Source organism: Xanthomonas sp. LMG 12462 (genome assembly GCF_009192885.1).
GTDB classification, from domain to species: domain Bacteria; phylum Pseudomonadota; class Gammaproteobacteria; order Xanthomonadales; family Xanthomonadaceae; genus Xanthomonas_A; species Xanthomonas_A sontii.
The window spans coordinates 1-23965 of record NZ_NMPP01000041.1 but is presented as its reverse complement, the minus strand read 5'-3'; the positions used below and the strand labels follow the sequence as shown (position 1 = coordinate 23965).

Below are 23965 nucleotides of genomic sequence, written 5' to 3'. Positions count from 1 at the left end.
GGGGAGCGCGGTCGACGACCCGGACGCAGCCCCGTACAAGCAAACCCGGTATTCCATCGCTATAGCGTCAGTCGATATCCGTGCGGCATCGAGGCATACCTCGCGCCGCGGTTGACAGGCTTGGGGCGATTCGGGAAGCGTAGGCGCCGGCCGCACCTCGGCGTGTGCGGTCCGGCCGCGACATGGCATGCGTTCGCCGTTCCTGGGAGGGAGTCTCTTGCACACACAGACCGCTGGCGCGCGCGCGCCGCTTCGCACGGCGCTGGCCGCTGCCGCTGCGCTTGGCCTGCTGGCGTTGGCCGCCGCCGTTCCCGGTCGCTCCGTGCCGGTCGCACCGGCGGCCGCGCCGCCGCCGCCGATCCACCCGGACCGGTGGCCGTCGCCGGCCTGGCCGCTGAAGGAGGATCCGGCGCTGGAAGCGCGCATCACCAAGCTGATGGCGCAGATGTCGGTGGAGCAGAAGGTCGGGCAGACCGTGCAGGGCGACATCGGCAGCATGACCCCGGAGGACGCGCGCAAGTACCACATCGGCTCGGTGCTGGCTGGCGGCAATTCCGATCCCGGCGGCAAGTACGACGCCAGCCCGGCGCAGTGGCTGGCGCTGGCCGATGCCTATTACACGGCGTCGATGCAGACCGACGGTGCCGGCCCGGCGATTCCGATCATCTTCGGCATCGACGCGGTGCACGGGCAGAGCAACATCGTCGGCGCCACCCTGTTCCCGCACAACATCGGCCTGGGCGCCACCCGCGACCCGGAGCTGATGCGCAAGATCGGCGAGATCACCGCCGCCGAGACGCGTACCACCGGCATGGAGTGGACCTTCGCCCCGACCGTGGCGGTGCCGCAGGACGACCGCTGGGGCCGCACTTACGAAGGCTATTCGGAGTCGCCCGAGGTGGTGGCCAGCTTCGCCGGCAAGGTGGTCGAGGGGCTGCAGGGCGTGCCCGGCACGCCGGGTTTCCTGGACGGGTCGCACGTGATCTCCTCGGTCAAGCACTTCCTCGGCGATGGTGGCACCACCGACGGCAAGGACCAGGGCGATACCCGTATCAGCGAGCAGCAGCTGCGCGACATCCACGGCGCCGGCTATCCGCCGGCGATCGCGGCGGGGGCGCAAACGGTGATGGCCTCGTTCAACAGCGTCAACGGGGTCAAGATGCACGGCAACACGGTCATGCTGACCGACGTGCTGAAGGGGCAGATGCATTTCGGCGGCTTCGTGGTTGGCGACTGGAACGGCCATGGCCAGGTGCCCGGCTGCCGCAACGACAATTGCCCGGCCGCGTTCAACGCCGGTGTGGACATGCTGATGGCCCCGGACAGCTGGAAGGGCGTGTACGAGAACGCGCTGAAGGCGGTGAAGTCGGGGCAGATCCCGATGGCGCGGCTGGACGATGCGGTGCGGCGCATCCTGCGGGTGAAGCTGCGCCTGGGCCTGTTCGAGGCCGGCAAGCCGTCGCAGCGTCCGCTCGGCGGCAAGTTCGAGCTGCTCGGCGCGCCCGAACACCGCGCGGTGGCGCGACAGGCGGTGCGCGAATCGCTGGTGCTGCTGAAGAACCAGGGCCAGCTGTTGCCGCTGAAGCCGCAGCTCAAGCTGCTGGTGGCAGGCGACGGCGCCAACGACATGGGCAAGCAGGCCGGCGGCTGGACCCTCAACTGGCAGGGCACCGGCACCAAGCGCGCCGACTACCCCAACGGCACCACCATCTGGGAGGGTCTGCAGCAGCAGGTTGGCGCCGCCGGCGGCAGTGCCGAGCTGGCGGTGGACGGCAAGTTCGCGACCAAGCCGGACGTGGCGGTGGTGGTGTTCGGCGAGCATCCCTACGCCGAGTTCCAGGGCGACATCGCCACGCTGCTGTACAAGCCCGGCGACGACAGCGACCTGGAACTCATCAAGTCGCTCAAAGCCCAGGGCATCCCGGTGGTGGCGGTATTCCTGAGCGGGCGGCCGCTGTGGGTGAACCGCGAGATCAACGCCGCCGACGCCTTCGTCGCGGCCTGGTTGCCGGGTTCGGAAGGCGCCGGCATCGCCGACGTGCTGCTGCGCAAGCCGGACGGCAGCGTGCAGTACGACTTCCACGGCAAGCTGAGCTTCTCCTGGCCGCGCACCGCGGTGCAGTTCGCCAACAACGTCGGGCAGAAGAACTACAGCCCGCAGTTCGCTTTCGGCTACGGCCTCACCTACGAGGACAAGGGCGATCTGAGCCGCTTGTCCGAGGTGTCGGGCGTGTCCGGCGCGCAGGCGGTGGGCGGGGTGTACCTGGACCGCGGCAAGCCGGCGGCGGGCATCAACCTGATCCTGTTCGGCGGCACGCAGGCCAATCTGCCGGCGGCGACCTTCCCGGCGGCACTGGCCGACGGATCGCTGAAGGTCACCGCGATCGACCACAAGGCGCAGGAGGATGCGCGCCGCTTCGTCTGGTCCGGCAGCGGCACGTCCGGCTTGGCGCTGGTGTTGCCCAAGCCGCTGGACGTCTCGCGCGAGAGCAATGGCGACGTGCAACTGATCCTGACGTTGAAGGTGGATGCGGCGCCCAGCGCCGCCGCGCGCATCGGCGTGGCCTGCGGCCACGACTGCGGCGCGCGGCTGGACCTCGGCAAGGCGCTGACCGCGCTGCCCAAGGGCGAGTGGCGCACGCTGGGCGTGCCGTTGAAGTGCTTCGCGGTGGTCGGCGCCGACCTGACCCGGCTCGAGCGCCTGCCCTTGATCGAGAGCGACGGCGCGCTGGATCTGTCGCTGTCGCGGATCGCGCTGGGCAGCAGCAACGACGCGCAGAGCGTGGTCGACTGCCCGCTGCATTGAGCGGCGACGAACGGTTTTCTTGAACGAGCGGCGCCGCCCACGCGGGCGGCGTCATGGACAACGGTGCGACAGGGCTGCGGCCCGTAGGAGAAGGCAGTGGGGTTGGCGACGTTGGATGTGGCGATCGTGGTGGTCTACCTGGCGGGCATCTTCCTGCTCGCGCAATGGGTCTCGCGGGAGAAGGCCGGGCACCGCAAGAGTGCCGAGGACTACTTCCTGGCCAGCAAGACCCTGCCGTGGTGGGCGATCGGCGCCTCGCTGATCGCGGCGAACATCTCCGCCGAGCAGATCATCGGCATGGCCGGTTCCGGTTACGCGATCGGTCTGGCGATCGCCTCCTATGAGTGGATGGCGGCGCTGACCCTGCTGATCGTCGGCAAGTTCTTCCTGCCGATCTTCCTGCGCAACGGCATCTACACCATGCCGCAGTTCCTGGAGCAGCGCTACGGCAAGTGGATCCGCACGCTGATGGCGGTGTTCTGGCTGCTGCTGTACGTGTTCGTCAACCTGACCTCGATCCTGTGGCTGGGCTCGATCGCGGTGAGCCAGGTCACCGGCATGGACCAGACCCTGGCGCTGGCGCTGATCGGCGTGTTCGCGCTGGTGTACCAGCTGTACGGCGGGCTGAAGGCGGTGGCGCTGACCGACATCGTCCAGGTCACCCTGCTGGTGCTGGGCGGCCTGCTGGTCGCCGGTCTGACCCTGTCGCGGATCGGCGACGGCGCCGGCGTGCTCGCCGGCTTCCGGCATCTGTGGAACGCGCACCCCGAGCACTTCCACATGATCCTGTCCAGGGACAACCCGTTTTACAAGGACCTGCCGGGCCTGAGCGTGCTGCTCGGCGGCCTGTGGGTGATGAACATCAGCTACTGGGGCTTCAACCAGTACATCATCCAGCGCGCGCTGGCGGCCAAGAACATCGGCGAGGCGCAGAAGGGCATGGTGTTCGCCGCGTTCCTGAAGCTGCTGATGCCGGTGGTGGTGGTGGTGCCGGGCATCGCCGCGGTGGTGCTGGCGCCGGACCTGGCCAAGCCCGACCAGGCCTATCCGACCATGATGCAACTGCTGCCCAGCGGCATCCTCGGCCTGGTGTTCGCCGCGCTGGTGGCGGCGATCGTGGCCTCGCTGGCCTCCAAGATCAATTCGGTGGCGACCATCTTCACCCTGGACTTCTACGCCAAGTTCCGCCCGCAGGCCGACCAGCCGCAGCTGGTGCGGGTCGGCCGCGTGGCCGCGGTGACCTCGGTGCTGATCGGCATCCTCACCGCGCGGCCGCTGCTGGGCAATTTCGACCAGGGCTTCCAGTTCATCCAGGAATTCACCGGCTTCTTCACCCCGGGCGTGGTGGTGATCTTCATGCTCGGCCTGTTCTGGAAGCGCGCCAACGAGGCCGGCGCGCTGACCGCGGCGATCGGCTCGGTGCTGCTGTCGTTCGCGCTCAAGAAACTGTGGCCGGAACTGCCGTTCATGGACCGCATCGGCCTGGTGTTCGTGCTGTCGCTGGTGGCGGCGGTGGTGGTGTCGCTGCTCACCCCGCTGGCGCCTGCGCGCGACCTGATCCGCACCGACGATGTGCGCTACGGCACCACGCTGGGCTTCAAGCTCGGCGCCGCCGTGGTAATCGCGATCCTGGTGGCGCTGTACGCCGTGTTCTGGTGAGCCACGGGCCGGCCGTGGCGTGGTGCGCTCAGACGTCGCCGCCCTGCCACGGCTCGGCCAGCCAGGCGTCGAGCGCCTCGGCCGGCATCGGCCGCGCGATCCAGTAGCCCTGGCCTTCGTCGCAGCCCCAGTCGCGCAGCATCCGGTACACGGTTGCGCTCTCGATGCCCTCGGCCACCACCTGCTGGCCGAAGTCGTGGCCGAGATGGATCATCGACGGCACCAGCATGCCGTCGCTGCGGCTGCCGGGCAGGGCGCGGATGAACGACTGGTCGATCTTCAGTGCGCTGGCCGGAATGTTCTTGAGATAGCCGAGGTTGCTGTAGCCGGTGCCGAAGTCGTCGATGGCGATCTTCACCCCGAGCGCGCTGATCTGCTGCAGTTGTTCGGCCACCCGCTGCGGATCGCGGATCATCGCGCTCTCGGTGAATTCGATCTCCAGTGCGCCGGGCGCCAGCGCATGCTGCTGCAGCAGCGCCTGCAGCCGGGCGATGAAGTCGGCCTGTTCCAGGTCCACCGCCGACACGTTCAGCGACACGCTGAAGGTATAGCCGCGCTGCTGCCACAGCGCCGCCTGGGCGATGCCGGTGCGCAGCACCCAGGCGGTGATGCGGCTCATCAGTGCGGTCTTTTCCGCCAGCGGGATGAAGTCGTTCGGCGCCACCGTCCCGAGCAAGGGATGCTGCCAGCGCAGCAGCGCTTCCACGCCCACGCATTCGCCGCTGCGCAGGCTCACCCGTGGCTGGTAGTGCAAGCTCAGCTGGCCGCGCGCCTCCAGTGCTTCGGGCAAGGCGGCCAGGATCCGGAAGGCATTGCGCTGGTTGGCGTCGTGGTTGCGCTCGTACAGGCTCCAGCGCTGCCCACGCTGGCGCGCCATGTCCACCGCAGTGGTCAGCGAGCGCACCGTGTGATTGGCGCTCAGCGCCCCGTCCAGACGCACCGCGCCCAGCGAGGGGCTGGCCGCATGCGGGATGCCCTGGTGGTCGATCGCCGCGGCGAAGGCGTCGCAGAGGTGCTCGCACCAGTACTCCAGATGCGCCGTGTCGCTGCCTTCCATGATGAACACGAAGGTGGTGGTGTCGATGCGGTACAGCGGCAGGTTGCCCAGCGCCTTGCGCAGGCGGTCGCGGGTGGCCAGCAGGTAGCCCTCGGCGTACTCCCAGCCCAGCGCCTTGACCATGTCGCGGAAATAGTCGATGCCGCACACGTCGATCGCCACCGCGGTGTCGTGGTGGTCGGCGGTCTGCAGCGACAGCCACATGGTCAGGTCGTCGTTGAAGCGGCTGCGGTTGGGCAGGCCGGTCAGCGCATCGACGAAGCCGCTGTTGCGCAGGGTGTCGATGCGCACCATCAGCAGGTCGCGCAGGTCCTGCAGGGTGCGGCGCGCCACCTCGTCGAACTCGTGGCGCGGCTCGCTGTCGATCACGCACAGCGTACCCAGGCTGGCGCCATCGGCCATCAGCAGCGGCGCGCCGGCGTAGAAGCGGATGAACGGCGGGCCGGTGACCAGCGGGTTGTCGCGGAAACGCGGATCCTGGCGGGCATCGGGCACCACCATCAGTTCCGGGCTGTGGATCGCATAGGCGCAGAACGCCTGGCTGCGCGGCGTCTGCGGAACCTCCAGGCCGACCCGGGACTTGAACCACTGGCGCTGTTCGTCGATCAGCGAGACCAGCGCGATCGGCACCCGCAGGTAGCGGGACGCCAACTGCGTGACCAGATCGAAGACCTGGTCGGCCGGCGTGTCCAGCAGACACAGCTGGCGCAGGGCGCTGAGCCGTTGCGGCTCGTCCAGCAAGGCGGGTGGGGGAGACTTCAGCATGCCGGGTTATCGGCCCGGTACCAGGGGACTTGAGCGCCAGCCGGACGGGCGGTTCAGGCCACCGCGCCGCGCCGCCCGCCTTAGCGCGGCGGGTCGCGCTGCGGGCTGGGCCGCTTGGCCAGCTTGCGCTGCAGCGAGCGGCGGTGCATGCCGAGCAGGCGCGCGGCCGCGGAGACGTTGCCGCCGGTCTCGTGCATGGCCTGCTGGATGTGCTCCCACTGCAGGCGGCTGAGCGGGGTCATCGCGTCCGGCACGTCGCTGCCGTCCTCGTCGTCCTCCTCCTCGGCCTCCAGGCCGATCGCACGCAGGATCATCGGCACCGTGGCCGGCTTGGGCAGGTAGTCGTCGGCGCCGAGCTTGATCGCCTCCACCGCGGTGGCGATGCTGGCGTAGCCGGTGACCAGCAGGATGCGCATGTCGGTGCGGATCGCGCGCAGCGGCTGGATCAGCGCCAGGCCGGATTCGTCGCCGAGCTTGAGGTCGATCAGCGCGTAGTCCGGCGGCGCCTCGGCGGCCAGCGCCAGTGCGGCGGCGGCGCTGTCGGCGGTGCGCGTCTCCAGGCCGCGGCGGGCGAGGGTGCGCTGCAGGGTGCGCAGGTACAGCGGATCGTCGTCGACCAGCAGGCCCAGCGGGGTGTCGGTGTTCATGCGGAGGTCTCCAGGGCGAGCAGCGGCAGGCGGAAGCCGACCCGGGCGCCGTGGTCCGGCGCCGGCTCGGTCCACAACTCGCCGCCCAGGCGTTCGATGGTCGCATGCGACAGCGCCAGGCCCACGCCCATGCTCTCGGGCTTGCCGCTGCGGAACAAGGTGGCCGGCAGGCCGACTTGGTTGGCGTCGAAGCCGCCGCCGTAGTCGCGCACCTCGCCGACCAGTTCGCTGCCGGTGACCCGCACATTCAGGTCCACCTGCGGGTGGCCGGCGCGTTCGCCGGCGTCGGCGGCGTTGTTCAGCAACACCTGCAGCAGATGGCCGATGGCGCTTTCCATCCGCAACTGCAGCGGCGCGTCGTCGTTGCGGCGCAGGCGCACGGTCGGCCGCACCAGTTGCCACTGGTGCAGTACCTGCGCCAGCGACACCGTCTGCCCGCCGGCGCGCTGCGCCGGTGCGGCCAGCGCCAGCACCCGTTCGCGGCACTGCACCAGCAGTTCGCGCAGGGTGTCCAGGTCCTCGCGCAGCTCCGGCTGGGTACTCTGTTCGGCGATGTCGTCGGTGAGCAGGGTCATCGTCGCCAGCGGCGTGTTCAGCTCGTGCGCCACCGACGCGGCATGGGTGGCCAGGGCGACGATGCCCTCGTTGCGGGTGAAGCGCTCGCGCAGCAGCGCCAGCTCGCGCTCGCGCTCGCGCATTGCCATCGCCAGGCGGGTGGAGAACACCAGCACCACCACCGTGGACAGCAGGAAGTTGGCGGCCATGCCCCAACGCTGCAGGTCCAGCGCCTGGTAGGGGCCGTGCGGCAACGGCAGGCCGAACAGCGCGCTGACCGCATAGCCGGCCACGCAGGCCAGCGCCACCGCCAGCGCCCAGCGCAGCGGCAGGGCCAGCACCGCCAGCGCGATCAGCACCAGGAACAGCGAGCCGAAGGCGTTGCTGATGCCGCCGCTCCAGCCGACCATCCAGGTCAGCACGGTCACGTCGACCAGGATGTGGCCGAAGGCGGTGGCCGGCGCGGCCGAGTCGGCATGGCGCAGGCGCAGCTGCGCGTACAGGTTGAACAGCGCCAGCACCGCCACGCCGGCCCACAACGGCGCCTGCGGCAGTGGCAACTGCAGCGGCCAGGTCGCCACCAGGATCGTCGCGGCCTGGCCGGCGGTGGCCAGCCAGCGCAGGCTGCACAGGGTGCGCAGGAAGGAGGCATCGGTCGAATCCATGCTGCGCATCGTATGCGCTGGACCCAGGGGCTGCCTGCGACAAACCGTCGCAGCGGTGCCGCCTGGCTGAATCGGCGGTGCCGGCGCGTGCGGCAGGAGCGGCCGCGCAGGCTAAAATGGGCGCATGTACGATGCCGTCAGCCGCCCCCCCCCCCCCGCCGATGCCGCGCCCTGGGCGCGCCGTCTCACCCAGCCGGTCCGCATCGGCGGCGTCACCATGGGCGGCGGCAAGCCGGTGGTGGTGCAGTCGATGACCAATACCGACACCGCCGACGTCGCCTCCTCGGTCAAGCAGGTGGCCGAACTGTGGCGCGCCGGCTCGGAACTGGTGCGCCTGACCGTCAACAATCCCGAGTCGGCCGCGGCGATCCCGCGCATCGTCGACAAGCTGCGGATGATGGGCATCGAGGTGCCGCTGATCGGCGACTTCCACTACAACGGCCACCAGTTGCTGGCCGCCGAGCCGGCCTGCGCCGAGGCGCTGGCCAAGTACCGGATCAATCCCGGCAACGTCGGCTTCGGCAAGAAGAAGGACACCCAGTTCGCGCAGCTGATCGAGTTCGCGCTGAAATACGACAAGCCGGTGCGCATCGGCGCCAACTGGGGTTCGCTGGACCAGGCCCTGGCGGCGCAGCTGATGGACGAGAACTCGCGGCGCGAGGTGCCGTGGGATGCCGGCCGGGTGCTGCGCGAGGCGTTGATCCGCTCGGCGCTGGATTCGGCCGAGCGCGCGGTGGAGCTGGGCCTGGGCCGGAACCGCATCGTGCTCAGCTGCAAGGTCAGCGGCGTGCAGGAGCTGATCGCGGTGTACCGCGACCTGGCGCAGCGTTCTGATTTCGCCCTGCACCTGGGCCTGACCGAGGCCGGCATCGGCAGCAAGGGCATCGTCGCCTCCAGCGCGGCGCTGGCGGTGCTGCTGCAGGAAGGCATCGGCGACACCATCCGCATCTCGCTGACCCCGGAGCCGGGGCAGTCGCGCACGCAGGAAGTGATCGTCGCCCAGGAACTGCTGCAGACCACCGGCCAGCGCGCCTTCACTCCGCTGGTCACCGCCTGCCCGGGCTGCGGCCGCACCACCTCCGAGTTCTTCCAGGAGCTGGCCAAGGTGGTGCAGAACCACGTCCGCGCGAAGATGCCGGAGTGGAAGGTGACCCATCCCGGCGCCGAGAGCATGACCCTGGCGGTGATGGGCTGCGTGGTCAACGGGCCGGGCGAGTCGCGCCACGCCAACATCGGCATCTCGCTGCCGGGCACCGGCGAAGCGCCGGCCGCGCCGGTGTTCATCGATGGCGAGAAGAAGGTGACCCTGCGTGGCGAGAACATCGCCCATGAGTTCGTGGCGCTGATCGACGATTACGTCGAACGCACCTATGTCCGCCGCACCGGGTGAGTCCGCCGCCGAGGCAGCCGGCCTGCGCCGCTGGCTGCGGCTCAATGCCTGGCGCGTGGTGCTGCTGTTCGCCGGCGTCCTGCTGCCCTTGGGTGTGTTCGTCGCCCTCGCCGACGAAGTGCATGCGCTGGAAGACCTCTATTTCGACGAGCCGCTGCTGTGGAGCATGCGCGGCCTGACCAGCCCGGGTTGGGACCGCTTCTTCACCGTGGTCACCGAAGCCGGCTATCAGTACGGCGTGATCCCGCTGGACACGCTGATCGTGCTGGTGCTGCTGGGCCTGCGCCGCTGGCGCGAGGCGCTGTTCGCCGCGTTGTCCTTCATTGGCTCGGCGCTGCTGAACATGGGCGCCAAGCAGTTCTTCCAGCGCGACCGGCCCAGCCTGTGGGAGTCGATCGCGCCGGAACACCACACCTTCAGTTTCCCCAGCGGCCACGCGATGGGCTCGATGACGCTGGCGGCGGTGCTGATCGCGCTGAGCTGGCGCACCCGCTGGCGCTGGCCGGTGCTGTGGCTGGCCGGCAGCTTCACCCTGCTGGTCGGCGTGTCGCGGGTGTACCTGGGCGTGCATTACCCCTCGGACATCCTCGGCGGCTGGAGCGCGGCGCTGGTGTGGGTGGTGGGGCTGTACCTGCTGCTGTTCCGCGGCGAGCGCCGGCCGCGCTGGCGCGCGCGGCGCGCGTTGGCATAATTTCCAGTAAGCGGCCAATCCACACTGCTGGCGCTCGCTGTGCCGTCGCCTCCAAAACCTGCGAAGGATGAACACATGACCAGATCCGAGCGAGCGTGTCAGATTTGGGCAGTGCTGGCGTGGGCGGCACGCCATCGCCAGTCTTTAACCTACTCCCAGTTGGCCGCACTCACGGGCGCACATCGCGCGGGTCTCGGTCAGCTACTTGAGCCTATTCAGTCGTATTGCTTGCTAAATCAGCTGCCCCCGCTCACAGCGATAGTCGTACAGCAGGAGTCGGGTTTGCCGGGAAGCGGCTTTATTGGGGCCACTGCAGAAGAGTTGGGTAGGGCGCAAATGGCGGTTTTCGGATGTGACTGGCTCGCGCATGGCAATCCTCAGCCTGAAAGGTTCGAGGCTGCTGTTCGCGAACGTCCATCCAATGGAGAGAATTGATTTCTTCCGCCTCATGGTGCGGGCAGCGCTTTATGTAAGTGCAAAGCGGCCCACTCACTATTTGTAAAACGGGAAAAGTATTTCCCGTGCTGATGTTGCTCGAGCGTTCGCTGCAGTCTCCGCTACCAGCTCGAACTGGCGCCGCCGCCGCCGGAGCTGCCGCCGCCGGAGGAGGAGTCGCTGCTGGAACTGGAGGACGAGGAGGATGAGGACGATGCCGCGGACTCGGCCGCGGCGCGTTCCTTGGCGGCTTGAGCGGCATGGTAGCTGGCGGTGTAGGCGAACACGCCGGGCGCGGTCTCGGCGATATGGCCCTTGCGGATCAGCGCATTGCGCCGCCGTGCGAGCGCCTGCAGGAAGCGGCTGTAGCGCTGCGGCGAGCGGTAGCGCTGCGCGGCGATGGCCAGGGTCAGTACCGGGATCAGCAGTTCCAGCGCCAGGAAGATCACGTACATGGTCATCGACCTGGCCGACAGCAGGAACACGAAGATGCCGGGATTGGCGCTCAGGAACAGGCGGATGAACCACGCCCAGAAACCGCCGCGCGCGGTGTCCTGAACCAGTTCCTCGGGCTTGTCCGACAGGCGAGGGTGCCGCCGCAGCAGGCGCCTGCGCAGGATGCCGGTCCAGGCACTGCGCAGCGGCAGCAGCAGCCACACCAGCACCAGCAGGCCCGCCCAGGCGATGGCGCCGCGCCGCCAGTCCATGCCGTCGTCGGCCGCTTGCGCCAGTTCGGTCACGGCTTCGGGATCCTGCGCGGCGGCGCGGCCCATGAAGTCGAACGCGGCGACGATCGCGTCGGCGGTATCGCCCTGGCGCAGGCGCGGCGCCAGGTAATCGTCCAGCGCGTGCCGGGCGACCACGTCGGGCAGCGCACCCTCCAGGCCGTAGCCGACTTCGAAGCGCGAACGCCGGTCCTGCATCGCCAGCACCAGCAGCAGGCCGTTGTCGCTGCCTTGCCGGCCGAGCCGCCAGGTACGGAAGGCGCGCTCGGCCAGAGCCTCGATCGGTTCGTCCTGCAGCGACGGCACGATGTAGACCGCGCCCCAGATGTGCTGGCGTTCGCGCAGGCGCTGCAGTGCCGCGTTGATCCGCTGGGTGTCGTCCGCACTGAGCGTGCCGGCGGGGTCGACCACGTTCGGCGTGTAGGGCGGAATGGCGACGGCGCAGCGGCCGAGTACCGGCCACAGCAGCAACGCCAGCACCAACAGGGCGCTCAGCCGGAACGGCGCCCAGCCGCGCGGAACGCTGGCGGCGCGGCGCGGGCCGATGGCGGCGGCATGTGCGGCCTGGCTGCGCATCGCTAGGCCAGGCTGTACAGGGCGGCGGCACGCGCGTGCAGCGCGGTGGTGTCGAACAGCGGCACCGCCGCGTCGGCAGGGCCGACCAGCAATCCGATCTCGGTGCAGCCCAGGATCACCGCCTCCGCGCCTTGCGCCTGCAGCCCTGCGATCACCTCGCGGTAGCGCAGCCGCGACGGCGCCTGCACCACGCCCTGGCACAGTTCCTCGTAGATGATGCGGTGCACGTCCTCGCGCGCCGGCGCATCCGGGATCAGCACCTCGAAGCCGCGCCGTTGCAGCCGTTCGCGGTAGAACGCCTGCTCCATGGTGAAGCGCGTGCCGAGCAGGCCGACGCGGACGATGCCGGCGGCCTGCAACGCATCGGCGGTGGCATCGGCGATGTGCAGCAGCGGCAACGGGACCGCGGCGGCGATCGCGTCGGCGACGCAGTGCATGGTGTTGGTGCACAGCACCAGGAAATCGGCGCCGCCGGCCTGCAGCGCGCGCGCCGAGGCCGCCAGCGCGGCACCGGCCGCGTCCCAGTCCCCGTCGCGCTGGTACTGCGCGATCTCGTGGAAGTCCACGCTGTGCAGCAGCAGCTTGGCCGAATGCAGTCCGCCCCGTTGTGCGCGCACCGTCTCGTTGATGTGCCGGTAATAGGGCAGGGTGGATTCCCAGCTCATGCCGCCGATCATGCCGATCGTCTTCATCGTGCGTCGCTTGCCGCCGTGTCGAGTGCGCGAGGATGGTAGCGGCATCGGTCGCGTGCGGCGACCGCGCGCTGTGCCTGTGTCGGCGATTGCCGGGAAGCGGGAGCACAGGGCGGCGTCATGCGTGCCCCTAGGCGTCGAGCGTCGGCGGCGTGCCGGCACCGACGCGCGCTGCGCGCCGTGCCAGTACGGCCTCGCGATGGGCGATGTAGGCGTTGGCGCCGAGGATCACCAGCGCGCCCAGCACGGTGCCGCCGTCCGGGGTCTCGTCGAACAGCCACCAGCCGAACAGCGCCACCAGCGGCAGCTGGGTGAAGCTGATCGGGGTCAGTGCGGAGACTTCGCCGAGGCGCAGCGCGTGCGTCCACAGCAACTGGCCGAGGGTGCCGAACAGGCCGGTGGCCAGCAGCCACAGCCAGTCGATGCCGTGCGGCCAGCGCCACACGAACAGCGCCGGCAGCAGCGACATCGGCACCCAGAACGCGTAGGTGTAGAACACCACCGTGTTGGCGGCGTCGACCCGCGCCAGTTGCTTGATCTGGATCGCGACCAGGGCGCTCATCACCGCGGCCAGTACCGCCACCAGGGTGCCGGGGCTGAACGCGGCGGCGCCGGGGCGCACGATCAGCAGCACCCCGACGAAGCCGCACAGCACCGCCAGCCAGCGCCGCAGGCGCACCGTCTCGCCCAGCCACAGGGCGGCGGCCAGGGTCGCGAACAGCGGGGTGGAGTAGGACAGCGCGATCGCCTGCGACAGCGGCAGATGCCCGATCGCCCAGAACCCGGCCAGCATCGACACCAGGCCGATCGCGGTGCGCAGCAGGTAACGCGGCAGTTGCGCGGTGCGCGGCCATGGCCGGCCCGGGCGCAGCAGCATCGGCAACAGGAACAGCAGGCCGAACAGGTTGCGGAAGAAGGCGATCTGCAGCGTGGACAGCTGCGCCGAGGCCAACCGGATCGCGACGACCATCAGCCCGAAGGCCATCGTACTGGCCAGCATCAGCAGCGCCGCGCGCAGCGGCGTGGGTGCGGCTACCACTGTGCGCCGACGATGCGCGGCTCCGGCTCCAGGATGACGCCGAAGCGCTCGCTTACCGAGGCGGTGATGCGCCGCGCCAGTTCCAGCAGCTCGGCACCGCTGGCCTGGCCGTGGTTGACCAGCACCAGCGCGTGCGCGGCGGACACGCCGGCATCGCCGTCGCGGTAGCCTTTCCAGCCGCAGGCCTCGATCAGCCACGCCGCCGACAGCTTGCGCTGGCTGTCGTCGTCGCCGGGAAACACCGGCAGTGCCGGGTGTTCGTGTTGCAGCGCCAATGCCTGTTCCAGCGGCAGCAGCGGGTTCTTGAAGAAGCTGCCGGCGTTGCCGAGCACGTCCGGGTCGGGCAGCTTGCGCCGGCGGATGTTGATCACCGCCTGGGCCACGTCGGGCGCGCCGGGCGTGGCGATGCCCATCGCCTGCAGTTCCTCGCCGATGCCGGCGTAGTCCAGGCGCAGCGCATGCAGCCGCGGCAGGTTGAACTCCACCGCGACGATCAGGTAGCGGTCAGGCTGGCGCTTGAACAGACTGTCGCGGTAGCCGAACTCGCAGGCGGCCGCGTCCAGCCGCACGAAGCGCGCATCGGCGCGGTCGTAGGCCTCGACCACGTGCACGAACTCGCCCATCTGCGCGCCGTAGGCGCCGATGTTCTGGATCGGCGCGGCGCCAACCGTGCCGGGGATCAGCGCCAGGTTCTCCAGGCCGGACAGGCCCTGCGCCAGCGACCACATCACCAGCTCGTGCCAGCCCACGCCGGCGCCGGCGCGGACGATGGCGTAGTCGGCGCGGTGCTCCAGAGTGTCGATGCTGCGGTTGGCGAAGCACAGCACCACGCCCGGCGCATCGCCGGCGAACAGCATGTTGCTGCCGCTGCCCAGCGGCAGCAGCGCGGCGCCGGCCAGCTCCGGCGCCAGCAGCGCCTCGGGCAGCGCCTCGGGCGCGAAGATCTGCAGCAGCCACGGCGCCTGCGCGGCGACGTGGAAGGTGTTGAGCGCCTGCAGCGGCGCCTGCGCGGTGAGCGACCAGGCCGTCGTGCTCATGGGACGACCACGTCCCCGCGGCTGGGCGCTTCGCGGCGCCGGCGCATCGCCTCCACGCACTCGCCGATCAGCTCCGGCCCGCGGAACACCAGGCCGCTATAGCACTGCACCAGGGCGGCCCCGGCGGCCATCTTCGCCACCGCATCGGCACCGGAGAGGATGCCGCCGACGCCGATCAGCGGGATGCTCTCGGGCAGGCGCGCGCGCAGCCGGCGCAGCACCAGGGTGGACTGGCCCAGCAGCGGCGCGCCGGACAGGCCGCCGCTTTCGCCGCCCAGCGGTTCGTGTTCCAGGCCGGGGCGGGCGACGGTGGTGTTGGTGGCGATCACCCCGTCCACCTGCAGGTCCGACAGCACCCGCGCCGCCGCGTCGATGTCGCTGTCGCTCAGGTCCGGCGCCACCTTGACCAGCATCGGCACGCGCTTGCCGTGGCGCGCCGCCAGCGCTTCCTGCGCCTCGCGCAGGCGCGCGATCAGCTGCCGCAGCGCCTGTTCCTCCTGCAGCTCGCGCAGGCCGGCAGTGTTGGGCGAGGAGATGTTGACGGTGACGTAGTCGGACAGCGCATAGACCTTTTCCAGGCAATGCAGGTAGTCGGACGCGGCGTCATCGTTCGGGGTGTCCTTGTTCTTGCCGATGTTGATGCCGAGCAGGCCGCGCCGGCGCCGCGCGCGCTCGACGTTGCGCACCAGCGCATCCACGCCCAGGTTGTTGAAGCCCATGCGGTTGATCACCGCCTGCTGCCGCGGCAGGCGGAACATGCGCGGCTGCGGATTGCCGGCCTGCGCGCGCGGGGTGACCGTGCCGATCTCGACGAAGCCGAAGCCCAGCGCCAGCAACGCGTCGATGTGCTCGCCGTTCTTGTCCAGGCCCGCGGCCAGTCCGACCGGGTTGGGGAAGTCCAGGCCGAAGGCGCGCGTGGGCATCGGCGCGATGGCCCGCGCCAGCAGCGGATTGGTGCCGGTGCGGTAGGCCAGCTCGATCGCACGCAGGCCCAGGGCATGCGCGCGCTCGGCGTCGAAGGCGAACAGGAACGGTCGGGCGAGGGAGTACATGGCGTGGCTCAGTTCAGCGTCCCGGCGAAGGCGCGGGTGCGGTAATGGAACGCGACGACGCCGTCGCGCTGGTGCCGGTCGAACAGCGTGCGCAACGCCTCCAGCATCGGCGCGTGCTGCGGGTGGCCGGGCAGCGGCGCATAGGAGGACGACAGCAGGCGTCCGCGCAGCGCCTCGAAGTCCATGCGCTGCGCGTTGGGGAACTGCGCGGTGCCGCGCAGGCCGGCGCCGAACCAGCGCTGCATGGTGGCATCGTCGTGGTAGCGCTCGGCCACCGCGCTGTAGTCGGTGCCGTACTCCAGCAGCAACTGCTCGTAGCCTTGCAGGAACGGCGTGGCGTCGAGCAGGCGCGAGTTCCAGTACACCAGCGCCAGGCCGCCCGGACGCAGCACGCGTGCCCATTCGCGGCGCACCGCCTCCAGGTCGAACCAGTGGAAGGCCTGCGCGGCGCTGACCAGGTCCACGCTGGCATCGGCCAGGGTGGTGGCCTCGGCGCTGCCGTCGATGGCGCGGAAGCCCGGCAGGTCCTGCAGCAGCGCCACTGCGGCCTCGCGCATCGCCGCGTTCGGCTCCACGGCCAGGGTCGGATGCCCGGCCTGCAGGAACAGGCGCGTGGAGATGCCGGTGCCGGCGCCGATGTCGGCGACCAGCGCATCGCGCGCCACGCCCAGCTCGCCGTGCACCCAGTCCAGCAGCGCCGCCGGATAGCTGGGGCGGTAGCGCACGTAATCGGCGACGCGGTCGCTGAAGCGTTCCCGCGGCGCGGCGGCGTCCCGGCTCACGACTGGGTGCTGGCGAACCAGGCCAGCCCGCCGAAGAACAGCACGAAGGCCAGTACCGCCAGCACGGCCAGCACCACCGCGGCCCAGCCCAGGATCAGCCCGCCCACCGCCAGGCCATCGCCCTGGAAGCGCTGCGGCTGGCGGCGGATCTCCGCCCGGGCCAGATGCCCGGTGATGATCGCGCCGAGGCTGCCCAGTACCGGCATCAGGGTCCAGCCGAGGATCCCGGCGACCAGGCTGACCACCGCCAGGGAATTGGTCTCGCGCACCTGACTCATCGCTGTCGCTCCTTGCAGAAGGAAAGGGGCGGCGGCCGCAGGGTGCTGGCCGCCGCGCTCGCCGCGTTACAGATCGAACTTGATGCCCTGCGCCAGCGGCAGCGAGTCGGAGTAGTTGATCGTGTTGGTCTGCCGGCGCATGTACACCTTCCACGCGTCCGAGCCGGATTCGCGGCCGCCGCCGGTGTCCTTCTCGCCGCCGAAGGCGCCGCCGATCTCGGCGCCGGAGGTGCCGATGTTGACGTTGGCGATGCCGCAGTCGCTGCCGGCCGCGGACAGGAACTTCTCCGCCGCCTTCAGGTTCTGGGTGAAGATCGACGAGGACAGGCCCTGCGGCACGCCGTTCTGCATGTCGATGGCCTCGTCCAGGGTGCTGTACTTCATCACGTACAGGATCGGCGCGAAGGTTTCGTGCTGGACCACTTCATCGCTGTTCTTCAGGCCGGTGACGATGGCCGGCAGCACGAAGTTGCCCGGGCGGTCCAGCGCGGTGCCGCCGGTCTCGATGGTGCCGCCGGCGGCCTTGGCCTTGGCGATAGAGTCCAGGAACTGCTCGACCGCGCCGCGGCTGTTCAGCGGGCCCATCAGGTTGGCCGGGTCGGTGGGGTCGCCGATCTTGCCTTCGACCTGCTTGTAGGCCTTGACCAGGGTGGCCAGCACGGTGTCGTAGATCGATTCGTGCACGATCAGCCGGCGCGTGGTGGTGCAGCGCTGGCCGGCGGTGCCGACGGCGCCGAACACGATGCCGGGCACCGCCAGCTTCAGGTCGGCGCTCTCGTCGAGGATGATCGCGTTGTTGCCGCCCAGCTCCAGCAGGCAGCGGCCCAGCCGGCGCGCGCACTTCTCGGCGACGACGCGGCCGACCTGGGTGGAGCCGGTGAAGCTGATCAGCGGGATGCGGGTGTCCTCGACCAGGCGCTCGGACAGGGCCACGCCGGCGTCGTTGATCAGGAAGAAGATGTCAGGGAAACCGGCGTCGCGTAGCGCCTCGTTGCAGATCTTCATCGACGCGATCGCGGTCAGCGGGGTCTTGTTGGACGGCTTCCAGATGCAGATGTCGCCGCAGATCGCCGCCAGGAACGCGTTCCAGCTCCACACCGCGACCGGGAAGTTGAACGCGCTGATGATGCCGACCAGGCCCAGCGGCTGGTACTGCTCGTACATGCGGTGGCCGGGGCGCTCCGAATGCAGGGTGTAGCCGTACAGCATGCGGCTCTGGCCGACCGCGAAATCGGCGATGTCGATCATCTCCTGCACTTCGCCGTCGCCTTCCGGCTTGCTCTTGCCCATTTCCAGCGCGACCAGCGAGCCCAGTGCGTCCTTGTGCTTGCGCAGCGCTTCGCCGCACAGCCGCACCGCTTCGCCGCGGCGCGGCGCCGGGGTGGTGCGCCAGACCTTGAACGCGGCCTGGGCGCGGGCGATCACCGTTTCGTAGTCCTGCTCGGTGGTGGCCTGGACGTCGGCGATGATGTCGTTGCTCGACGGGTTGAGCGGCTGCAGCACGCCGGCGCCGGTGGCGCTGGACCACTCGCCATTGCCGAGATAGGTGCCGGAGTTGGTGGCGGCGAGGCCGAGCGCCTTGAGCAGGTCAGCGGACATGGAATCTCCTGGGTTCGTTGCGACAGGGAAGGCGACCGCAGGCGGGGGACGCGGGACGCGCAGCCGGCAATTTTAGCAGACCGGACGCATCCGGCCGCCGCCGCTGGCGGGGGCGGCCGGCGAGCGCAAAAAACGCGTGGGCATGCCGTAGAATCCCCGCCAGGCCAATGGCCCCGTAGCTCAGCTGGATAGAGCGGTCCCCTCCTAAGGGACAGGTCGTGCGTTCGAATCGCGCCGGGGTCACCATTTCGTGCATGCCGTCCGCCGCGGCCGCGGCGCCGCCAGCGGCCATCGCGTTGCCTGCCCATGCATCCTGCGCAGCGGCCGCGATGGTGAATCGCGCGGTGTCCGATCTGTCTGCAATAACGTCCTCTACACCTTGTACCGACGCGGCCTGAGCATCGTCCTGCGTAGGCTGCGTCCGTCGGCCACTGCGCTTGGCGGCGATTCGCGCCGCGTACTCTACTTTTGCAGTGCCGATGGACGACGAGGACGGAGTCGCCTCCGCCACGTCCGCCACAAGCGTCCCGCCCGCAACTCCGTGCGGCGGGACGATCGCCGCCGCGCATCGGCGGTCCTGATCGCCTCGGGCCTGGCGTGATCGTCGGCTTGCCGGCACGCCCGCAGCGATTCCCACCCCTATGCGAAGCAGGAGTCACAGATGAAAACAGCAATGAAGATGGTCCTGGTCGGTTCGATGCTGGCTGCGCTTGCGGCCTGCAAGCGCGACGGCGACCAACCGGCCACCGATCCGAATGTGGCCAACCCGCCCGCAGCGGCCGACGGCAGCCCGGCAGGCGGCAGCACCGCCCCGGCCGGCACCACCAGCGGCGATGCCAGCGGCACCGCGACCGGCACCGAGACCGGGCAGGGCACGATGCAGGGCCAGGACGCGTCGCAGGGCGTACCGCCGACCACGACGTCTCCGACCAGCCCGACTACCCCCCAGGATCCTGCCAACCCGGATCCGCAGCAGCCGCCGCCGACCGATCAGAAGCAGCAGTAAGGGTTGCGCAAAACGCGCGGCGCCGGCGGCGTCGCGCGTTCGCTGCGTGCCGACGCTCAGGCCCGCGTGGACGGCGTTGCGTGTCGCCCGGCGCCCCCTGCTTGGTGGCCTTAACGTGGTGTTTCCTGGCTTGGCGCGATAGTCACTTTTGCAACCGTTTGCCAGGGCCGCAGCGCCGATGCTGCGGTCGCACACGCGGCGCTTGACAGCGCCCCGGCGCATGATGTCCTCTTGCGTCCATGCCTCTGGTGTTCGCCCCTATCGCCATCTCGCTTCCGCGCTCGCTTCGGCACGCGGCGGGCGCTGCTGCGGGCATTACCACCGGTATTACCACCCTCACCATTCGCCCGGTGCGGCCCGTCGTCTTCGTCTGATCGTCGAACACCACGGCCCCGCACCCGGATCAGGATGCGGGGGAATCCCTCAGCCTGATGCGAGCGGGGCCTCCACTCCGAGGTCTTCCATGTCGCCCCCCGCCGTCGCTCCTGCTGTCGCCGCTTCGCCCGATTCCGCCGTCGATCCCGCGCTCGCCGCCGCCACTGTCGTGCACAAGTTCGGCGGCACCTCGGTGGCCGATGCCGAACGCTACCGTCATGTCGCGCAACTGCTGTTGGCGCGCCCGGAACGTCTCCAGGTCACCGTCGTCTCGGCGATGAAGGGCGTCACCGATGCGTTGATCGGCCTGGCCGAACTGGCTGCGCGCGGCCACGGCGACTGGCGCGAGCGCTGGCACGAAACCCGTGCCCGCCATCGCGCCGCCGCCGTGGCCTTGCTTGGCGAACATGCCGGTGCCACGGTCGAATGGCTGGACGCGCGCTTCGAGCACCTGGCCGAGATCCTCGCCGCGCTGGCGGTGATCGGCGAACTGCCGCGGGAAGTGCTGGACCGCGTGCAGGGGTTGGGCGAGGTGTACTCGGCGCAGTTGCTGGGCGACCACCTGCGTGCGCTGGGCGAGGAGTGCGCGGTGCTGGATGCGCGCGAGGTCTTGGTGGTCGACCGCGGCGAGCTGGGCGTGGACGTGGACTGGTCCGCCAGCGCGCAGCGCCTGGCGCAATGGCGCGCGGAGCACCCGCAGCCGCGCATCGTGGTCACCGGCTTCGTCGCCCGCGACCGCGCCGGCCGCATCACCACCCTCGGCCGCAACGGCAGCGACTACTCCGGCGCGATCTTCGCCGCGCTGTTCGACGCCGCCGAGCTGCACATCTGGACCGACGTCGACGGCGTACTTTCGGCGGACCCGCGGGTCGTGCCCGAAGCGGTGCAACTGGAAACGCTCAGCTACGACGAAGCCTGCGAACTGGCCTATTTCGGCGCCAAGGTGGTGCACCCGCAAACCATGTCGCCGGCGATCGAGCGCGGCCTGCCGATCATCATCCGCAACACCTTCCAGCCCGAGCACCCGGGCACCCGCATCACCGCCAGCAGCGCCACCAGCGGCCCGATCAAGGGGCTGACGCTGAGCCCGGACCTGGCCGTGCTCAACCTCGAAGGCACCGGCCTGATCGGCGTGCCCGGCACCGCCGAGCGCGTGTTCGCCGCGCTGCGCAACGCGCGGGTGTCGGTGGTGATGATCTCGCAGGGGTCGTCCGAACATTCCATCTGCTGCGTGGTGCGGCAGAACGAGGCCGAGCGCGCGCGCGACGCGGTGCTCTCCGCGTTCGCCCACGAACTGGTGGTGGGTCAGGTGCAGCGCGTGCAGTTGACCACCGGCATCAGCGTGCTGGCCGCGGTCGGCGACGGCATGACCGGGCAGCCCGGCGTGGCCGCGCGCCTGTTCGAGTCCTTGGGCCGCGCCCAGGTCAACATCCTGGCGATCGCGCAGGGCTCGTCCGAGCGCAACATCTCGGTGGCCATCGACAGCGCGCACGCGACCAAGGCGCTGCGCGCCGCGCATGCCGGCTTCTGGCTGTCGCCGCAGACCTTCTCGGTCGGCGTGATCGGGCCGGGCAACGTCGGTGCGGCGCTGCTGGACCAGTTGCGCGCCGCGCAGCCGCAACTGCTGGCCAAGGCCAACCTCGACCTGCGCCTGCGCGCGGTCGCCTCGCGCAGCACGATGCGCCTGGAGCCGCGCGCCTTCGCCGGCGACTGGCGGAAGGCGCTGGCCGCCGGCCAGCAGCCGACCGACCTGGACGCGTTCACCGCGCACCTGCTGTCGGCGCATCTGCCGCATGCGGTGATCATCGACTGCAGCGGCAGCGCCGACGTCGCCGACCGCTACGCCGGCTGGCTGGCCGCCGGCATCCACGTGGTGACCCCGAACAAACAGGCCGGCGCCGGGCCGCTGCCGCGCTTCCACGCCATCCGCGCCGCGGCCGCCGCCAGCGGCGCGCGCTTCCGCTACGAGGCCACGGTCGGTGCCGGCCTGCCGGTGATCACCACCTTGCGCGACCTGGTCGATACCGGCGACGCGGTCACCGCGATCGAAGGCATCTTCTCCGGCACCTTGGCCTGGCTGTTCAACAAGTACGACGGCAGCGTGCCGTTCGCGCAATTGGTGGCCGAGGCGCGCGGCATGGGCTACACCGAGCCGGACCCGCGCGACGACCTGTCCGGCACCGACGTGGCGCGCAAGCTGGTGATCCTGGCGCGCGAGGCCGGGCACGAGCTGAGCCTGGAGGACGTGGCGGTGGAAAGCCTGGTGCCGGAAGCGCTGCGCCAGGCCAGCGTGGACGATTTCATGGCGCGCCTGCACGAGGTCGATGCGGTGTTCGCGCAGCGCCTGCAGGCGGCCAGGGCGCGCGGCTGCGTGCTGCGTTACGTGGCGCGGTTGGCGCCGGGCCATGCACCCAGCGTGGGCCTGGTGGAACTGCCGGCCGACCATGCCTTCGCCAACCTGCGCCTGACCGACAACGTGGTGCAGTTCACCACCCGCCGCTACTGCAACAATCCGCTGGTGGTACAGGGGCCGGGCGCCGGCCCGGAAGTGACCGCCGCCGGTGTGTTCGCCGACCTGCTGCGGGTCGCGGCGGGCGAGGGCGCGCGCCTGTGAGCCGGATGCAGACGCTGGCAACGAGCGCCGTCGGCCCGGCCGCGCTGCCGACGCAGGCAAGCGCGTTCGCGCCGGCCTCGGTGGCCAACGTGGCGGTGGGATTCGACCTGCTGGGCTATGCGGTGGAAGGTGTCGGCGACACGGTGACGGTGCGCCGCATCGACGCGCCGGAGGTGCGCATTGCCGCGATCCGTGGCACCACCGTGACCTTGCCATTGGAGGCCGCACGCAACACCGCCGGTGCCGCGTTGATGTCGCTGCGCGAGGCGTTGGCGCTGCCGTTCGGCTTCGAACTGGAGATCGACAAGGGCATCCCGCTCAGCTCCGGCATGGGCGGCTCGGCCGCCTCGTGCGTGGCCGCGCTGGTGGCGGCCAATGCCTTGCTTGCCGCGCCGCTGTCGCGCGATGCACTGTATCGCTACGCGCTGGACGGCGAGGCGGTGGCCAGCGGCAGCCGCCACGGCGACAACCTCGGCCCGATGCTGCTGGGCGGCCTGGTGCTGTCGACCCTGGAGCAGCTGGTGCCGGTCCCGGTGCCGAGCGGCTGGCACAGCCTGCTGGTGCACCCGGACGCGACGCTGGAGACGCGCCACGCGCGCGCAGCGCTGGCCGGCGAGTACCGGCTCGGCGAGTTCGTGGCGCAGAGCGCGAACCTGGCGTTGGTGCTGGCGGGTTGCCATGCCGGCGACGAGGCGCTGGTGCGCGCCGGCCTGCGCGACGTGCTGATCGAGCCGCGCCGCGCGCCGCTGATCGTCGGCTTCGACGCGGCCAAGGCGGCGGCGCTGGCGGCGGGGGCGATGGGTGCGGGCATTTCCGGCGCTGGTCCGAGTGTGTTCGCCTGGTTCGCCAGCCGTGCCGAGGCGGAGGCCGCGGCGCCGGCGGTGCAGGCGGCCTTTGCGGACGCTGGTTTTGGTAGCCAGCACTGGGTGTCGCCGTTGCAGTGTCCGGGTGCGACGTTGCTGTAGCCACTTATCAGAGCGGTGCGTTGTCGGCGCCGCTGTTGCTAGTGTCGTTGCTGTTGCTGTTGCTGTTGCCGATTTCGAATTTGCTTTTGTTGTCGCTGTCGCTGTTGCTCTGGTCGTTGCTTTGCTTCTGCTTTGTTGTTGCTGTTGCTGTTGCTGTTGCCGTACCGGGTTCCCTTCCGAAGCGGCGGCCATCGCGGGGAAATACCCGAAGGGCGGCGTACATGGATGTACGCCGTCCGCGGCAGGGGCAGGATGCCCCTTCCGCGGATCCCCGCGATGGACGCGGACCCGGAGCGCGCAGCGCGGAGGGCGCGAGGCAGGGCGCGCTTTCTTTTGGTTACCTTTTCTTTGCGCGAGCAAAGAAAAGTAACTCGCCCGTAAGGGCGAAAGCCTTTGCTGTTGCTGATGCTTTTGCTGTTAAAGCTCTAAAGCTTGAAGCAACAGCAACAGCTTTCGCCTGTCGGCGAGTCACTTTTCTTTGCTTGTGCAAAGAAAAGTAACCAAAAGAAAGCACACCCCGCAGCGCGCCCTCCGCGCTGACGCGCTCCGGGTCCG

The 23965-nt window shown here is 70.0% G+C and carries 20 protein-coding genes and 1 tRNA gene; 8 read left to right on the top strand and 13 right to left on the bottom strand.

Annotated features, from left to right (window positions below; all coding sequences use genetic code 11):
* The first annotated feature begins 217 nt into the window (after positions 1 to 217).
* Positions 218 to 2806, top strand: coding sequence for an exo 1,3/1,4-beta-D-glucan glucohydrolase (locus tag CEK69_RS10785; protein ID WP_152245508.1), 2589 nt, complete (start codon positions 218 to 220; stop codon positions 2804 to 2806).
* A gap of 96 nt (positions 2807 to 2902) precedes the next feature.
* Positions 2903 to 4465 (top strand): sodium/sugar symporter, encoded by a 1563-nt coding sequence (locus CEK69_RS10780; protein ID WP_152245506.1) that lies wholly within the window; start codon positions 2903 to 2905, stop codon positions 4463 to 4465.
* Positions 4466 to 4493: 28 nt separating this feature from the next.
* Here CEK69_RS10780 and CEK69_RS10775 read toward each other — a convergent pair whose 3' ends face one another.
* The 3 genes from CEK69_RS10775 to CEK69_RS10765 all read right to left on the bottom strand — a co-directional run bounded on the left by CEK69_RS10775 (position 4494) and on the right by CEK69_RS10765 (position 8154).
* Entirely contained in the window at positions 4494 to 6287 is a 1794-nt protein-coding gene (locus CEK69_RS10775) for a sensor domain-containing phosphodiesterase (RefSeq protein ID WP_193313964.1), read from the bottom strand.
* Positions 6288 to 6367: 80 nt separating this feature from the next.
* Positions 6368 to 6934: a response regulator transcription factor gene (locus tag CEK69_RS10770; protein WP_152245504.1), complete on the bottom strand. Its 567-nt coding sequence runs from the start codon at positions 6932 to 6934 to the stop codon at positions 6368 to 6370.
* On the bottom strand, positions 6931 to 8154 hold the full coding sequence (locus tag CEK69_RS10765; protein WP_193313963.1) for an ATP-binding protein: 1224 nt from the start codon (positions 8152 to 8154) through the stop codon (positions 6931 to 6933). The genes CEK69_RS10770 and CEK69_RS10765 overlap by 4 nt, the downstream gene beginning before the upstream one ends.
* 124 nt (positions 8155 to 8278) lie before the next feature.
* Here CEK69_RS10765 and ispG point away from each other — a divergent pair, with 124 nt between their 5' ends.
* Complete coding sequence (ispG, locus tag CEK69_RS10760; protein WP_152245500.1) at positions 8279 to 9544, top strand: flavodoxin-dependent (E)-4-hydroxy-3-methylbut-2-enyl-diphosphate synthase; 1266 nt, start codon at positions 8279 to 8281, stop codon at positions 9542 to 9544.
* Positions 9525 to 10235, top strand: a complete 711-nt coding sequence (locus tag CEK69_RS10755; RefSeq protein ID WP_017915921.1) for a phosphatase PAP2 family protein — start codon at positions 9525 to 9527, stop codon at positions 10233 to 10235. Before ispG ends, CEK69_RS10755 begins: the two co-directional genes overlap by 20 nt.
* 557 nt (positions 10236 to 10792) lie before the next feature.
* On the opposite strand, the gene CEK69_RS10750 is transcribed toward CEK69_RS10755, so the two are convergent.
* The 8 genes from CEK69_RS10750 to CEK69_RS10715 form a co-directional block, all read right to left on the bottom strand.
* Positions 10793 to 11971, bottom strand: coding sequence for a TPM domain-containing protein (locus tag CEK69_RS10750; protein ID WP_152245498.1), 1179 nt, complete (start codon positions 11969 to 11971; stop codon positions 10793 to 10795).
* Positions 11972 to 11973: 2 nt separating this feature from the next.
* Positions 11974 to 12663 (bottom strand): aspartate/glutamate racemase family protein, encoded by a 690-nt coding sequence (locus CEK69_RS10745; protein WP_152181156.1) that lies wholly within the window; start codon positions 12661 to 12663, stop codon positions 11974 to 11976.
* Positions 12664 to 12793: 130 nt separating this feature from the next.
* A complete protein-coding gene (locus tag CEK69_RS10740; RefSeq protein WP_255424817.1) occupies positions 12794 to 13702 on the bottom strand; it encodes a DMT family transporter in 909 nt (302 codons plus the stop codon).
* On the bottom strand, positions 13696 to 14739 hold the full coding sequence (gene murB, locus CEK69_RS10735; protein ID WP_017913400.1) for a UDP-N-acetylmuramate dehydrogenase: 1044 nt from the start codon (positions 14737 to 14739) through the stop codon (positions 13696 to 13698). Before murB ends, CEK69_RS10740 begins: the two co-directional genes overlap by 7 nt.
* On the bottom strand, positions 14736 to 15791 hold the full coding sequence (locus CEK69_RS10730) for a quinone-dependent dihydroorotate dehydrogenase (RefSeq protein WP_017913401.1): 1056 nt from the start codon (positions 15789 to 15791) through the stop codon (positions 14736 to 14738). Before CEK69_RS10730 ends, murB begins: the two co-directional genes overlap by 4 nt.
* 8 nt (positions 15792 to 15799) lie before the next feature.
* Positions 15800 to 16573 carry a class I SAM-dependent methyltransferase gene (locus CEK69_RS10725; RefSeq protein WP_017913402.1) on the bottom strand — a complete coding sequence of 258 codons (774 nt, stop codon included), beginning with the start codon at positions 16571 to 16573 and terminating at the stop codon, positions 15800 to 15802.
* The gene (locus CEK69_RS10720; protein ID WP_017913403.1) at positions 16570 to 16851 is read right to left on the bottom strand and encodes a DUF4190 domain-containing protein; all 282 of its coding nucleotides are present in this window, start codon (positions 16849 to 16851) and stop codon (positions 16570 to 16572) included. The genes CEK69_RS10725 and CEK69_RS10720 overlap by 4 nt, the downstream gene beginning before the upstream one ends.
* Positions 16852 to 16917: 66 nt before the next feature.
* A complete protein-coding gene (locus tag CEK69_RS10715) occupies positions 16918 to 18450 on the bottom strand; it encodes an aldehyde dehydrogenase family protein (RefSeq protein ID WP_017913404.1) in 1533 nt (510 codons plus the stop codon).
* A gap of 169 nt (positions 18451 to 18619) precedes the next feature.
* Here CEK69_RS10715 and CEK69_RS10710 point away from each other — a divergent pair.
* The 4 genes from CEK69_RS10710 (at position 18620) to CEK69_RS10695 (ending at position 23410) form a co-directional block, all read left to right on the top strand.
* Positions 18620 to 18696: transfer RNA gene (locus CEK69_RS10710), tRNA-Arg, on the top strand.
* A gap of 415 nt (positions 18697 to 19111) precedes the next feature.
* Complete coding sequence (locus CEK69_RS10705) at positions 19112 to 19456, top strand: hypothetical protein (protein WP_226975121.1); 345 nt, start codon at positions 19112 to 19114, stop codon at positions 19454 to 19456.
* A 544-nt stretch (positions 19457 to 20000) separates the two neighbouring features.
* Positions 20001 to 22445, top strand: a complete 2445-nt coding sequence (gene thrA / locus CEK69_RS10700; protein WP_152245562.1) for a bifunctional aspartate kinase/homoserine dehydrogenase I — start codon at positions 20001 to 20003, stop codon at positions 22443 to 22445.
* A 5-nt stretch (positions 22446 to 22450) separates the two neighbouring features.
* Positions 22451 to 23410 (top strand): homoserine kinase, encoded by a 960-nt coding sequence (locus CEK69_RS10695; protein WP_152245564.1) that lies wholly within the window; start codon positions 22451 to 22453, stop codon positions 23408 to 23410.
* A 7-nt stretch (positions 23411 to 23417) separates the two neighbouring features.
* Here the strand turns inward: CEK69_RS10695 and CEK69_RS21055 are convergent, their stop codons facing one another.
* Together CEK69_RS21055 and CEK69_RS21050 are read right to left on the bottom strand one after the other, a co-directional pair.
* Positions 23418 to 23633: a hypothetical protein gene (locus CEK69_RS21055; protein WP_193313962.1), complete on the bottom strand. Its 216-nt coding sequence runs from the start codon at positions 23631 to 23633 to the stop codon at positions 23418 to 23420.
* Between the two features lie 114 nt (positions 23634 to 23747).
* Positions 23748 to 23965: hypothetical protein (locus CEK69_RS21050; protein ID WP_193313961.1), on the bottom strand; the 218-nt coding region annotated here is incomplete at its 5' end.

Excerpts from the sequence above, each read along its gene's own strand:
- CEK69_RS10750 (WP_152245498.1), bottom strand. The coding sequence starts at position 11,971 with ATGCGCAGCCAGGCCGCACATGCCGCCGCCATCGGCCCGCGCCGCGCC.
- CEK69_RS10765 (WP_193313963.1), bottom strand. The coding sequence starts at position 8,154 with ATGGATTCGACCGATGCCTCCTTCCTGCGCACCCTGTGCAGCCTGCGC.
- ispG (WP_152245500.1), top strand. The coding sequence starts at position 8,279 with ATGTACGATGCCGTCAGCCGCCCCCCCCCCCCCGCCGATGCCGCGCCC.
- murB (WP_017913400.1), bottom strand. The coding sequence starts at position 14,739 with ATGAGCACGACGGCCTGGTCGCTCACCGCGCAGGCGCCGCTGCAGGCG.
- CEK69_RS10730 (WP_017913401.1), bottom strand. The coding sequence starts at position 15,791 with ATGTACTCCCTCGCCCGACCGTTCCTGTTCGCCTTCGACGCCGAGCGC.
- CEK69_RS10755 (WP_017915921.1), top strand. The coding sequence starts at position 9,525 with ATGTCCGCCGCACCGGGTGAGTCCGCCGCCGAGGCAGCCGGCCTGCGC.
- CEK69_RS10695 (WP_152245564.1), top strand. The coding sequence starts at position 22,451 with ATGCAGACGCTGGCAACGAGCGCCGTCGGCCCGGCCGCGCTGCCGACG.
- CEK69_RS21055 (WP_193313962.1), bottom strand. The coding sequence starts at position 23,633 with ATGTACGCCGCCCTTCGGGTATTTCCCCGCGATGGCCGCCGCTTCGGA.
- CEK69_RS10720 (WP_017913403.1), bottom strand. The coding sequence starts at position 16,851 with ATGAGTCAGGTGCGCGAGACCAATTCCCTGGCGGTGGTCAGCCTGGTC.
- CEK69_RS10715 (WP_017913404.1), bottom strand. The coding sequence starts at position 18,450 with ATGTCCGCTGACCTGCTCAAGGCGCTCGGCCTCGCCGCCACCAACTCC.
- CEK69_RS10775 (WP_193313964.1), bottom strand. The coding sequence starts at position 6,287 with ATGCTGAAGTCTCCCCCACCCGCCTTGCTGGACGAGCCGCAACGGCTC.
- CEK69_RS10770 (WP_152245504.1), bottom strand. The coding sequence starts at position 6,934 with ATGAACACCGACACCCCGCTGGGCCTGCTGGTCGACGACGATCCGCTG.
- CEK69_RS10745 (WP_152181156.1), bottom strand. The coding sequence starts at position 12,663 with ATGAAGACGATCGGCATGATCGGCGGCATGAGCTGGGAATCCACCCTG.
- CEK69_RS10705 (WP_226975121.1), top strand. The coding sequence starts at position 19,112 with ATGAAAACAGCAATGAAGATGGTCCTGGTCGGTTCGATGCTGGCTGCG.